We start from the raw sequence: 12,846 nt of genomic DNA, 5'->3' as shown, positions 1-12,846 counted from the left end.
CTTGACTTCATTTTCAGTGAAGTTATGATTGAGACGTAGGCAGGAATGCGGCGAAGTAGGATGAGAAAAACGGTTTGGGGATGTGTTCTTTAAGTTAAAAAGGTTGGGATATAAGGCAGCAATTAGTTTTACCACTAAGCTGTGAAACTCGGCAGCAACCTACCGTGGAATTGGGGAGCGAATGAAAGATGCGATTAAATAGTAAATTTTTGCGGCTGGTTTTGGGAATTATCATTGCAGGCTTACTTGTTGTTTTTGTGGGTAAGAATATGCAGTTTGTTAGTAAACAGCACCACAATGAAGTTACGAAAGCAACGAGTGTTAAGAAGAGTAAGACAGTAGCTGCTAAGAAGAAGGCAGAAAAACAAAAGACCATCGACTGGCGCGCACCATCGATGAAAAAAGCATACCCAAGCGTATCCAAGCACCCTAATTTATGGGTACACGTTTCAATCAAGAAGCAACGTGTTTATCTAATGGATAAAAATAAAGTACTTTACACAATGTATGCTTCTACTGGAAAACCGGGTAAGACTGCGACTCCAACGGGCGTTTATCACATTCAAGGTGAACGCGGTGATTACTTTTATAGTCAGACAGAGGAAGAGGGAGCTCATTATTGGGTCTCGTGGAAGAACCATGGTGAGTTTCTATTTCATTCAACCCCCACAGATGCTAACGGTAACTACATTAAATCGGTTGCTGCTGATCTAGGCAAGAGACCATCGTCGCATGGTTGTGTCCATCTAACGGTGGCTGATTCTAAGTGGATGTATGAGAATATTCCATATGGAACCAAAGTTGTTATTGACTAGTTTGTTAGCAGGCGAAAGATTTATTTCAAAAAAGTCCACACAGGCAGCTAATAAAAGCTGTTTGTGCGGGCTTTTTCTCTATTTAGTACTTTTAAATGTCAATTATCAACTGTTTTTTCTAAAAAAGGAATTTTTTTGCGTAGAAAAGGAATGATAAAGTAGTCGAGTCCTAGTTTAGAGGCATTAAATCCGGCAACAAGGATAATAAGTTCTAAAAAGATATATTGGGGATTCACCGAAATAGCACCTGCAAGAAGGTAGCTGAAGTTCATCAGCAAAGCAAAAAAGACGGCGGTTGTTGCAAAAGCACCTAAAATCAAGCCGAGTCCAATGAAAATTTCGCCCCAAACAACAAGGAAATCAACTAAATTTATGTTTGGCATGACAAAATTTTTTAAAATTTCTGTAAACCATCCATATACAGGCTGACCATCAGGGCCTACCACCGGATTCTTAATTCCATTTTTAATGAATGCCTGTGCTGTGAAACCATGCAGTTTCGCAATTCCCGATGTTAACCACAAGTAACCAAGGTACACACGAATAATCGTTGTTACTATACGACCGCTAAGCGACTGCCGCAACCACTTGATCATGAAAGCACCTCCTTTATCGTTTTTTAAATCGCTTACATAAGCTAATTTTAAATATTAAAATAATAAAGTGCAATTTTTGTGCTCATTTTTAGATTATTGGAAACGTTAGTTTAAGCAGCTTGATAAACCGCACCAGTTTCGAAACTAATACTAGCTATAAAATTTGGGTTGACTATTACATATTGAATAAATTCAAATGAAACTAGGCGGCACATCGCCGATTAAATATCGACTCTATGCCGCCTAGAGGGCTAAATGACTATTTTATTGAGGTTTCAAGAAGTATTAGTTCTAAACATCAATATTTGTTTAGAGATTTACGCCTCTTGTGGTTCTGGTTTTTCAGAAAGAGTAATTATCCCAACAGCATTCAAACCTGTGTGGGTCATGATAATTGGGCTTGTCAGACGTTTCAAATAATTAGCCTGACTATCACTTGGAAGTATGATATTTTTCAAACGCTCAAGAAACTCTTGATCAACACCGACATGTGAAAGTGAAAGATCAAGAATTTTGTTATCTTGATGTGCATCAGCAACTTGCTGGCAGAATTTTAAAAAAGTTTTGCGACTGCGACCCTTGGAAACTACATCAAGACTTTTGTTGTTAAGCTGGACGACAACTTTAAGATTAATAAGTTTAGTCACTGCTCCAGCAAAACGGCTGATTCGTCCACCCTTAACGAGACAATCCAAGTTATCGATCAAAACGTTAATACGAGTTCGCTTATAGATGTCAGAACAATGCTGTTTGATTTCAGAAATTGTTTTACCAGCAGCAACATCTTTAGCCGCAGCAAGAACTTGGAATGCTAAACCACGATCTGTTGATTTACTATTAATAACTGTAACTTGTGCGGATGACATTTCGGCAGCTGTTTGAGCAGTATTGAATGTTCCACTCAGCACATCGGAAATAGTGATTGCGAGAACTTCACTGCCATCTGAACCTAATTTATCATAAAGTTCAACGAACTTTCCTAATGGTGGTTGACTGGTTTTAGGGTATTTTCCAGCACGCAGATTGTCTATTAATTCTTGGCGAGTAATATTCTCCCCGTCGACATAATTTTTGCCCTCAATTTCAACAGACAATGGGACAATATGGATATTATATTTTTCTACTTCCTCAGAGGTAAGTTGGACAGACGAGTCTGTCACGATTTGGATTGATGTTTTCATATTATTAAGCTCCTTACATGTTTCTGATGATTAAAAAAATCATCTTACTACTTCATTATACACTACATAGTTTCTCAGTCAAAAAGATGTAAAACCAGAGTCTAGGTTTCGTACACCTATACTAGCATGATTATACCAGAAACCTCTTTCAAAGTGTGTTTAAAAGATCAATCTGTTTTAACAAATGATCTTCGATTTCTTTTTTTAGAGTTACGCCAATTCCGATGCTTGCTGGTAAAGTTAATTTACCACTTTTTAAGTGGAACTGTTCTTCAATAACATCTTCTTGATAGTATCGATTCGATGCAGAAATATCACCAGGGAAAGGCAAAGACTCAAGACTGGCAAGCGCGAGATTTGCAGCACGTCCGATCCCACCTTCCAACATACCACCACACCATACAAGGAGACCATGCGTATTGCAGAAACGGATGATTTGAAGCGCATTTGCAAGACCTCCAACGCGGGAAAGCTTGAGATTAATAGCTTGAGCACTACCAAGATGATAAGCGGTGCGGACATCATCTAATGAAAAAATATTTTCATCAAGACAGATTGGGATATGGAGTTGTTTTTGCAACTCAGCGTGTGCGCTAAAATCCGTTGTCGCAAGGGGTTGTTCCAGCATAGAGATATCGGCTTTTTCGAGTTCTTTGAGCTGAGCAATATTTTTCAATGAAAAGCTAGAGTTGGCATCCAACATGTATTTCAATTTAGGAAGAAATGGACGAATTTTGCTGAAAGTTTTTATTTCGGAGCTATTTGTTACTTTAAGCTTAATACGTTGGTAGCCCTGCACAGCTGCTGCGGAAATCTCCGATGTCATTTTTGAAGCTTCAACCTGTGCTCCAAGGCTGATTCCGACTGTGATGTTTTGCCTGTAACGCAGCTGGGAATGCTCAGATAGTAGTTGCGCTAGGCTTTTATGAGCATGCTTGGCGAATAGATCCCAAACAGCTGTCTCAAGAGCCGCTTTAGCCATTTGATTCCCTTGAACTGTTGCAAAAATAGTGGAGACATCTTCTGGACAGGTTAATTTTTTGTTTTTTAATAATGGAAGTAAATGCTGGCAAATAATGAAACGAGCAGTTTTCTGGGTCTCTGGAGTATAATTCGGTTCTGTGAATGCCTCAAGTTCGCCGTAGCCTCGTTGTCCATCGTCCGAAACTAGGACAATCAGGGTAATTGTCCGGAAAAGAATGGTCTCATGTGCTGAGCGAAAAGGTTTTTTGAGTTTTAAATTATATGGCAGCATTTTAGCATGAATTATTTTCATCTGTTTGCGCTCCTGTTAACAACTTCAGCTGCAGTGACAGGTTGCTCCAGATGAACATTATGTCCGGCAGCAGGGATAATATATCGCATTCCGTGCGGTACCACTTCAGCAAATTGTGCGGAAATCTTAGTGTATTTTGAGTCAAGTTCACCGGCTAATAAGATTATCGGTAATTTTAATCGGTGAAGTTGTGACCAGTAGTTAGGCATTGTTCCAGTGCCCATCCCAAGCAGGCTATTCGCGAGGCTGAAGCTACTTTGATTCATACGTTGCTGATGAATCAAAGCTTGTTGTTCCAGGGGAAGATTTTTTTGTGAAGAAAAAAGTTCAAGCTCTTCCCAGGTTGAAACGAATTCTGGTAGGCGATCTTGGCGTAAGACTTTTGCCAAGTGTTGGTCGTGCTGACGGCGTTTTAAACGTTCAGTCGAGGTTTTAAGCCCGGCTGTACTGCTTTCAAGGACGAGGTGCTTTATTAATTCAGGATGTTTTAATGCTAGTCCAAGTGCCAAACGGCCGCCCATTGAATAGCCCCAAAGGTTGATAGGTGGTTTCATCTGCTGTTTTATGAGGGTGGTCAGATCGTTTATTTGTCGATCAATATAATAACGTTCATAAGGAGCATTTGTTCGACTTTTTCCATGGCCAAGCAGATCTGGAAGCAAAATTTTGCCATGCAAGCGTCGAATGAGGGAGTCAAAGTCATGATGACTTCCCATAAAGCCATGTAGTAAAAGCCATTGCGGCTGCCCGCTTCCACTAGTGGTAAAGTAATAGTTCTCATGATCAAGAGTGATTTCCATTAGCAAAACTCCTCAGATAACTTTTGGGCAATTGCTTGAAGCATAGCTTTGTGTACACTGACATTAGTGGTTCGGTCAGTTGGAATTTCAATGATTTCCAACCCGTGCAGTGGTTTCTGAAGAGCTTGTACACAATCAGTGATATTTTGCACCTTTATGTATTCAGCATGGAAAAGTTGTGCAACCAGATCTAATGCTAGATTCTGTGGTGTCCCAAAGACATTTTCAAAATCTGTTGTATTGGCTTGAGGGAGGAAGGAGAAGATTCCGCCGCCGTTATTGTTAATGACGATAACACGCAATTGCAGGTGATAGCGCTCAGCCATCATCAGACCATTCATATCATGAAAGAAAGCTAAATCGCCAGTCAATAAAACATTGTTTTGAAATTTACTACTCATGCCCAAGGCACTCGAAATGATACCATCTATTCCATTGGCTCCACGATTGCAGTACAGGTAATGGAAGCTTTTTTGCGGAAGAAAATAACTGTCGATATCGCGGATGGGCATTGAATTACTAATGAACAAGTGTGCTTTTACTGGAAGGTAGTGCTCTAACATCTGTGGTATCAAAGGTTCAACCAGATGATCTGAGTTTATGGCTGCAAGATTCTTTTTGATTGTTTTTTGAATCCTATTCCATTTACTTAGCCAATCGCTTTTCGGAGCAGGATAAGGGCAAAGTTCAAAAAAAGAACTGGTTGGAAGCGGCAAGATGTTTGTTAGCGTTTCAGTGTAGTCATTTAATTCAGAGTTGGGATCGAGATAATAGACTGGAACGTCGATCTGTTTCAGCCAAGTTCCCAGGGCAGCGGAAACGAAAGTCCCACCGCTGCGAATAATCACGTCAGGTTTGAGGCCATCCAATAAAGACAGCTGTGTTTTAAGCAGAATGTCATAGGTTGAGATAATACATTTTGAATCATAGCCGCGCAACTGGCTCAAAGGATCCGCTAAAATTGGCCACTCTGCTTTTTCGGCCCAGTGCAGCAGTGCAGTATAGTCTGTCTGAGTTTCATCGGGGCCCATAATGATCAAACCGCGTTTGTCAGAAAAAGTTGTGCTCAATGCAGTTATTTCGGCTGTCGGAAGGCTAGGTTTCATTTCGGAGCGTACCAGTTTTTTAGGCTGCTCCATAAATGATAGCGGCAGTTGCGGCATTAGTGGCTTGCGTAATGGCAGATTCAAATGAACAGGTCCGCGAGGAACGCTGGTAGCCTGAATGACACTTCTTTGAACCATAAAATTAGTATATTGACGTTCGTTGAGGTTATCCGAGGCAAGCGGCAACTGAACGAACTTCTTGACTTGATGACCATAAAAGCGATCTTGATCTAACGCCTGTGGGGCTCCAATTTTGGTTAACTCTGGCGGACGATCTGTTGTCAGTACAATTAGAGGTATGTGTGAAGAGAAAGCTTCGCAAATAGCTGGATAAAAGTTAGCAGCCGCAGTTCCAGACGTGCATAATAGCAAGACGGGTTTAGCAGTCGTTTTAGATATTCCCAGAGCAAAAAAGGCAGCTGAACGTTCATCAACATCAACGTATAAATTAATTTTGTGTTCTCGTGCCAGCTGTGCCAGCCCTAAAGCAAGCGGTGTTGAACGTGAGCCCGGCGCAAGAACTGCATCATGGACTCCTTGAATTAAAAGAGCATTTAAAATGTTTGTAACTTGGTTAGTCAATATCTGTGTGTTCTTCATTTTGATCTCCTAAAACATGCAATAGTGGTCGGAATTTCAATTGCGTTTCAGCAACTTCTTGTTGTGGAATAGATTCTGATACGATACCCGCACCAGCGAATAAATGGGCGGAGCTACCGGTCAATAGTGCAGAACGGATTCCAACGGCTAATTCGCCTGTTCCATCAAATTGAAAGTAGCCCAGCGGACTACCAAAAAGTCCACGTGTAACAGGTTCGACTTGTTCAATTTGCCGGAGGGCTTTCTTACGCGGCAGACCTCCTAGAGCTGGGGTTGGATGCAAGTCATGAAGAACTTTAAATAATTCGAAACTGCCATTAGCCATGATTGGGGTATAGAGGTGTTGAACGTTTGGATTTTTCAACAATTGCGGATGCTTCGAATATCTGACAGTTAAGCCGTGTTTTCTGAGAGTATTGCTAATTGTCTGCAGAACATAGTTTTGTTCTTGCAAGTTTTTATGATCTTTTAGAAGCTGAGTGCCTAAGCAATCATCTTCAGTGCGAGTTTGGCCGCGTCTGATAGTTCCTGCGACTGCCGCTGTTTGGAAACGATGCTCTTGGAATTTCGCGAATCTTTCAGGAGTTGCACTGATGAAAGAGCCCCAAGCAGTCTTTAACAAAATGTGATAGGTCTGCGGCTGAGTCAAAGTCAATTTTCGCCAAACAGCGAGCGGTTCAATCACATCATTGAAGTTTGTTTCAAGCGAACGAGCCAAAACGACTTTATCCAACTGATGTTGTTGTATTTTAGCAGTCGTTGCAGCCACAGCGGCAGCCCATTGATCTAACGTTGTATCGTTTTTCACGAGCGGGGCGTGCTCTGCTAAAGTTAGCGAGCAACTTGGCATACGCTGAAGCTTTTGTGCAAAGAGTTTACTTTCTTCTTCTAAGGTTGCCGCATCAAAACTGCAAGTGATCAATGCGGTACTGTTACCGGATTTAATAACGGTATATTTAGGCAGGAAAAAGTATCCTTGGGCCAATTTTCCCCAGAAAACATTACTTTTTTCAGATGTTGGATTAAAGGCGAAACTGCCAACAAGCGCAGGCTGACCTTCACTTGTGGAGCTAGGAGTAGCTAATTGAGCCTTTAGATCGGATTGCCAGCTTCTTAAAGCGTCAAACTGATCTTCATTCTTAGTAAAATAGCGTTCCGCAAGCGCTCCGTAGGCCAAGCGGATCGTATTGTTTGAAGGTGCTTGAAAGATAAAGCCAGTTTGCCACTCGGTCATCAGCGACAGCATTTTCTTTAATTTTATGTTGGGTAATTCAGTTCTTAAGTAAAAAATAGGCTGGTTCATTGGTTGTCTCCTTGTTGAATGCATTCTAACTCGATCAGCGTGACGCTCTATTAAAGTTGCGGGGCAGAAAAGTGCTGATCACAACATAGATTTTAGCATAATTTTTAAGCTTTGCTGGCATGTAATGTTATTTTTTGTAAAAGGTTTCATGCTATTGAGCACCGCCGCCTAATAAACTACCCGTAACGTAGTTTTTAGATAAAAAGATCAGATTAAAATTGAAGCATGAGAATGTACTTGTAACAAGCAGGCTATGAGAAAAAAAGCTTTAGAAAAGCATTTTTCAAAAGTGTATTAACTTAAGCATCTGATTCTTTTAAGTTTAAAAAAAACAAATTTGCTTATGATTGTTAACTTTCCTTTGTTTCTTCCGATATTAAAAGTGTATATTACTTTTCTTTTATGTTTTTTGCACTTTTAAACATTGAGATCTGAAATAAAAAACAAAGGAGCATATAATTTATGGAACAGAGGAATAGAAGCATTGGCGGTTTAGTTGCAGCAGTTTTGATTATGACCGCTTTGATCCCAATTGTCGTGATGCTGATGAGTTCATATCATAGTACGAAAAATCTTTTGCTAGAGCGAACATCCAGCAGTCGTGAGAGTGCTGTCAAGACAGTACTTGATAGCCGCGATTCGATGAATAATTCAGCAGTCAAAGCACTGACAACATTATCTTCGGAAGATCTGTTTAGAAATGATTTTGATATGAATAATATCAAAAAAATAATTTCAGCAGCAGAAAGCGAAAATGACGTGATGCTGGATACGATATTTGTAAATTCTGATGGCAAGTACGTTTCAACCAAAAAGACTTTCTCAAATGGTTTTGATCCCACTACACGCCCTTGGTACAAGGGAGCACTAAAGGACATTGGGCAGGTCTACTGGTCTAAACCATATTACGACAAAGCCTCCAAAAGCAATGTTATCAGCATTTCTGAAGCGATGCGCAATTCCAAAGGACAAGTCGGGGTCTTGTCATTTAGAGTTTATTATGATGATGTTCAACAGATTTTAGATCACCTAAATGTTGGACGAACTGGGAACGCAATGCTAGTCGCAGACAATGGTACAGTTCTTGCATCAAAAAATACAAAATTAGTTGGCAAAGATATCGCCAAAACAGCTGCGTTTAAAAAAGTGGCAGCAGCTTCTGCTAATTCAGGGACGGTTTCGATAGCAGGGACATCACCAGTACAGAAAGTCTATTATAATCATGGAAGCAACAACAATGGAACCTTTGCAATGGCACAACTTGAGAAAAACGAACTTACACCGGAATTGCAGTCTTTGATCAGATCTTCAATTATTGTCCTAGTGGTCATGCTGGTTCTTGCAATTTTGATGGCTATTATCTTTGTACGCGCGATCAAACAGATTGTTAATACACTTAGTTCATTTTTCGCGGAAGCAGGAAAAGGCAAGTTCGAAAAAATTGTACCAAAACGTCTGAAGGCAAAAAATTTCTTTGAAAGAAAGATCAATAAATTTGTCCATCCTTCTGAATATGGTAATGAACCACAACGATTGGCTTATGAATATAATCGCATGATTGATTCAGTCGGCGGACTTATCCAAGATGTCCAAAAGGAAGGAAAGAAAGTTGCCGAAATGTCAGAATCATTGTTGGAATTGTCAAAACAGACTAATACAGCTACTGAAGAAGTTGCAAAAACAATTACAGGAATAGCTGAAGTCACAAGTTCACAAGCAGAAGATACGCAAAAGGGTGTTACACAGTTGCGTGATCTCTCGGAAACAATTCAAGAATTGCATACAAATATTAAAGACATGAGCGACAAGTCTCAAGAATCAAGTGAAATGAATCAGGAAAATATTGATGTTACTGGAGAAGTCAATTCTAACTGGCATAGTGAACTGAATAAAATGGAAGAATTGATGCATGGCGTCGAAGAGATGAATGGTAATATTCAGAATATCAATAAAATTATCGGGGTTATTAATGAAATATCGCATCAGACTAATTTACTTGCTTTAAACGCATCAATCGAAGCAGCAAGTGCGGGTGAATCAGGCAAGGGGTTTGCAGTGGTTGCATCGGAGATCAGAAAACTTTCTGATCAGAGTAAGGATTCTACTAAGGAAATTGCATCTATCATTGAAAAAATCCAAGGACAATCTTCGCAGATGGTTAAACAGACTTCGGATTCACTTGCTGGGGGTGAAAAACAATCTGAGTTGATTAAGAATGCGATTGAATCATCCAAGGATGTTTATTCTAAGGGACTGAACATACTTGAAGGAATCCATCACATTGAAAAAGCAAGTGGGCATATTGAAGGAATTCAAAGTACGGTCTTAGAAAATCTTGAAAACATTTCAGCTTCGACGGAAGAAAATTCAGCAGGAACAGAAGAAGTTTCAGCTAATTCCGAAGAAGTGCTGGCAACAATGGAAGAATTTACAACACATGTTGCTGAATTGAAGAAAATTTCAGAGAGACTTGAAAAGAATTTAACGGAAGAGTTCAAAATTATTGAATAGATTTCGTTCATAATTATAGGATTATCCGAAAAGGTCTGTGACAAGACATAAGTTTTGTCACGGGCCTTTTTTTCGCAATTAAAGTGAATCCAAATTATGAAAAGGGCATGTTGAAATTGATTGCGAATATAAAAAATATTTTGAAAAAGATAACGTTTAAGATAAAGTGGTAGATCTTGGTTATTTGAATTACCTGAGAGTTAGTGTCAAAATTATTATTAGGGGACAATTTGTTATTTGGAGGGGTAAATGTGAAAAACGGCAATATTTTTGAACATGGTTTTATTAAAGTCGAAGATGCTTGGCAGAACAATCTGCAGCATATCAGCCTAAAAATACCAAAACAGAAGATAACTGTTTTTGTGGGCTTATCGGGTTCAGGAAAATCGTCGCTGGTTTTTGACACTGTAGCAGCGATGTCTCGGCGTGAATTGAATGAGACTTTCCCAAGTTTTACGCAACAGTACCTTCCCAAGTTCGGACAGCCGCATGTTGGTCAGATTAGCAATTTACCAGTAGCAATAGTGATCGAACAGAAAAGATTGACTGGCAGTGCACGTTCGACGTTAGCAACTTATACTGGTATCTATTCATTACTGCGACTGCTGTTTTCACGTGTAGGGAAACCGTTTGTTGGATATTCGGACAGCTTTTCCTTCAACTTGCCACAGGGAATGTGTCCGCAATGTCAGGGACTAGGTTATGTCGATGAACTTGATGAAGGCAAACTCGTTGATCCGACAAAATCATTAAATGAAGGAGCAATCCAATTTGTCAGCTTTGGACCGGGCACATGGCGTTGGAAAAGATATGCAAACAGCGGTTTATTTGATAATGATAAACCGCTTGCAGATTATACGTCAGCTGAATATGAGCTTTTAATGCATGCACCTCAGCAAAAACTGGAAGATCCACCGAAAGGATGGTATAAAACAGCGAAATATGAGGGCTTGGTACCGCGTATCAAGCGCTCAATTCTTTACAGCAAGGAAGGTGAGCATCACAGAGAAGCACTTGCAGACATTGTGGAACATAAGGTATGCCCCACCTGTCATGGTTTGCGCTTAAATAAGAAAACATTGACAAACAAAATTAATGGATATAATATTTCCCGGGTTACAAGCATGGACCTTGTGCACGTAATTGCGTTTTTGAAGAAAGTCACTGCACCTTTGGCAGCGGATGTAATACGTGAGCTGCAGACTAAAATTCAGTCACTAATTGATATTGGTTTGGGATATCTGACACTGGACCGGAACACGGGAAGTTTATCAGGCGGTGAAGCACAGCGAATAAAGATTGCTAAGTATCTAACAAGTTCATTGGCAGACATGGTCTATGTTCTTGATGAACCAAGTGTAGGACTGCATCCGCATGATATCAAATTGATCAAGCAGGCATTGACCAGACTGCGGCAGAAGGGGAACACCATTATGATTGTGGAGCATAATCCATCCCTGATTTCTTTTGCAGACTATGTAATCGAAATAGGCCCTAAAGCAGGTGAAAAGGGTGGTAGAGTAACCTTCAGCGGCACATATCCCGAGCTGTTAGAATCAGATACTTTAACGGCAAATTGGTTGAAAAAAACACGCCATTTTAGAAACGGAAGGGAACATAAAGGGCAACTGGTTTTAAGACAAATTACATTGCATAATTTAAAGGAGATCAGTACTGCTATCCCACTAGGTGTTATGACTGTGATCTCTGGTGTAGCTGGGTCCGGTAAAAGTTCGTTACTGACAGCATTGAAAGGCAAGTTGAAAGAAAACTATATCGACCTTGCACAAGCACCAATAGGAGTGAATATCCGGTCAACCCCAGCAACATATTTAGATATTCTTGACCCTATTCGTCGTTTGTTTGGGAAGGGTAATCATGTCTCAACACAGCTTTTTAGTTACAATAGCAAAGGTGCTTGTCCACGTTGCAAGGGGAAAGGGGTAACTATTACCAACATGGCTTTTATGGATCCAGTTGTGCAGGTATGCGAGTTGTGTCATGGGAAACGATATAATGATGAAGCCTTGAGTTATTTATACCATGGGAAAAATATCGCTGAAGTTCTAGCTTTACCGATTAAAGAGGCTGCGGTTTTTTTTGATGACATTCCAGTTTTGAAAAATAAACTAACTAATTTGATACGAGTTGGACTGTCCTACTTGAAACTCGATCAACCGTTGACAACTCTATCGGGTGGTGAGTTGCAGCGCTTGAAACTGGCATTCGAACTTGATAAAAAGGGACAAATTTATCTCTTAGATGAACCAACAGCGGGCTTGCACTTGCAGGATACCGAAAAATTGATCAGATTGTTTGAAGAACTGGTCGTACAGGGAAATACCGTTATCATTATTGAGCATAATCTGGATGTAATCATTGCCGCTGATTGGCTGATCGATATTGGACCGGATGCGGGTATTTATGGAGGACAAATTACATTTAGTGGTCATCCACAAGATGCACTTAGAGTGAAGAAATCACGGACAGGAATGGCTTTGGCAGAGTATCTCAGGAGAGATTGAACATGACAGCTGGCCTTATTAATTTTTTCCGTAAAAATGAGTATGTGATTGAAGCGTGGATTTATTGTAAAGAGAACCGTGATGGAATCTTGAAAATACGTTGATTTGAAAAATTAAAATAACTTTAGGGCTG

Annotated in this window: 9 protein-coding genes; 3 read left to right on the top strand and 6 right to left on the bottom strand. The window is 40.1% G+C overall.

The window, feature by feature from the left end; translation table 11 throughout:
* Nucleotides 1–188 precede the first annotated feature (188 nt).
* Nucleotides 189–815 (top strand): L,D-transpeptidase, encoded by a 627-nt coding sequence (locus FC19_RS02735; protein WP_057875462.1) that lies wholly within the window; start codon nucleotides 189–191, stop codon nucleotides 813–815.
* A gap of 98 nt (nucleotides 816–913) precedes the next feature.
* Here FC19_RS02735 and FC19_RS02730 read toward each other — a convergent pair whose 3' ends face one another.
* The 6 genes from FC19_RS02730 to FC19_RS02705 form a co-directional block, all read right to left on the bottom strand.
* On the bottom strand, nucleotides 914–1,411 hold the full coding sequence (locus FC19_RS02730; protein ID WP_057875461.1) for a DoxX family membrane protein: 498 nt from the start codon (nucleotides 1,409–1,411) through the stop codon (nucleotides 914–916).
* A gap of 317 nt (nucleotides 1,412–1,728) precedes the next feature.
* Nucleotides 1,729–2,592, bottom strand: coding sequence for a DegV family protein (locus tag FC19_RS02725; protein ID WP_057875460.1), 864 nt, complete (start codon nucleotides 2,590–2,592; stop codon nucleotides 1,729–1,731).
* A gap of 148 nt (nucleotides 2,593–2,740) precedes the next feature.
* Complete coding sequence (gene menC, locus FC19_RS02720) at nucleotides 2,741–3,868, bottom strand: o-succinylbenzoate synthase (RefSeq protein WP_057875459.1); 1,128 nt, start codon at nucleotides 3,866–3,868, stop codon at nucleotides 2,741–2,743.
* Nucleotides 3,865–4,668 carry a 2-succinyl-6-hydroxy-2,4-cyclohexadiene-1-carboxylate synthase gene (gene menH / locus FC19_RS02715; protein ID WP_057875458.1) on the bottom strand — a complete coding sequence of 268 codons (804 nt, stop codon included), beginning with the start codon at nucleotides 4,666–4,668 and terminating at the stop codon, nucleotides 3,865–3,867. Before menH ends, menC begins: the two co-directional genes overlap by 4 nt.
* Nucleotides 4,668–6,374, bottom strand: a complete 1,707-nt coding sequence (gene menD / locus FC19_RS02710) for a 2-succinyl-5-enolpyruvyl-6-hydroxy-3-cyclohexene-1-carboxylic-acid synthase (protein ID WP_057875457.1) — start codon at nucleotides 6,372–6,374, stop codon at nucleotides 4,668–4,670. The genes menH and menD overlap by 1 nt, the downstream gene beginning before the upstream one ends.
* Entirely contained in the window at nucleotides 6,349–7,677 is a 1,329-nt protein-coding gene (locus FC19_RS02705; RefSeq protein WP_057875456.1) for an isochorismate synthase, read from the bottom strand. The genes menD and FC19_RS02705 overlap by 26 nt, the downstream gene beginning before the upstream one ends.
* A gap of 462 nt (nucleotides 7,678–8,139) precedes the next feature.
* Here FC19_RS02705 and FC19_RS02700 point away from each other — a divergent pair, with 462 nt between their 5' ends.
* Both FC19_RS02700 and FC19_RS02695 read left to right on the top strand, forming a co-directional pair.
* A complete protein-coding gene (locus FC19_RS02700) occupies nucleotides 8,140–10,188 on the top strand; it encodes a methyl-accepting chemotaxis protein (RefSeq protein WP_057875455.1) in 2,049 nt (682 codons plus the stop codon).
* 266 nt (nucleotides 10,189–10,454) lie between these two features.
* Nucleotides 10,455–12,713: an ATP-binding cassette domain-containing protein gene (locus FC19_RS02695; protein ID WP_057875587.1), complete on the top strand. Its 2,259-nt coding sequence runs from the start codon at nucleotides 10,455–10,457 to the stop codon at nucleotides 12,711–12,713.
* Nucleotides 12,714–12,846: the final 133 nt, after the last annotated feature.

Source organism: Liquorilactobacillus aquaticus DSM 21051, assembly GCF_001436755.1.
Taxonomy (GTDB): domain Bacteria; phylum Bacillota; class Bacilli; order Lactobacillales; family Lactobacillaceae; genus Liquorilactobacillus; species Liquorilactobacillus aquaticus.
This window is presented reverse-complemented; position numbering and strand designations above follow the sequence as displayed.

Coding starts and splice junctions, on each gene's coding strand:
- FC19_RS02705 (WP_057875456.1), bottom strand. CDS start 7,677: ATGAACCAGCCTATTTTTTACTTAAGAACTGAATTACCCAACATAAAA.
- FC19_RS02725 (WP_057875460.1), bottom strand. CDS start 2,592: ATGAAAACATCAATCCAAATCGTGACAGACTCGTCTGTCCAACTTACC.
- FC19_RS02700 (WP_057875455.1), top strand. CDS start 8,140: ATGGAACAGAGGAATAGAAGCATTGGCGGTTTAGTTGCAGCAGTTTTG.
- FC19_RS02735 (WP_057875462.1), top strand. CDS start 189: ATGCGATTAAATAGTAAATTTTTGCGGCTGGTTTTGGGAATTATCATT.
- FC19_RS02730 (WP_057875461.1), bottom strand. CDS start 1,411: ATGATCAAGTGGTTGCGGCAGTCGCTTAGCGGTCGTATAGTAACAACG.
- menH (WP_057875458.1), bottom strand. CDS start 4,668: ATGGAAATCACTCTTGATCATGAGAACTATTACTTTACCACTAGTGGA.
- menD (WP_057875457.1), bottom strand. CDS start 6,374: ATGAAGAACACACAGATATTGACTAACCAAGTTACAAACATTTTAAAT.
- menC (WP_057875459.1), bottom strand. CDS start 3,868: ATGAAAATAATTCATGCTAAAATGCTGCCATATAATTTAAAACTCAAA.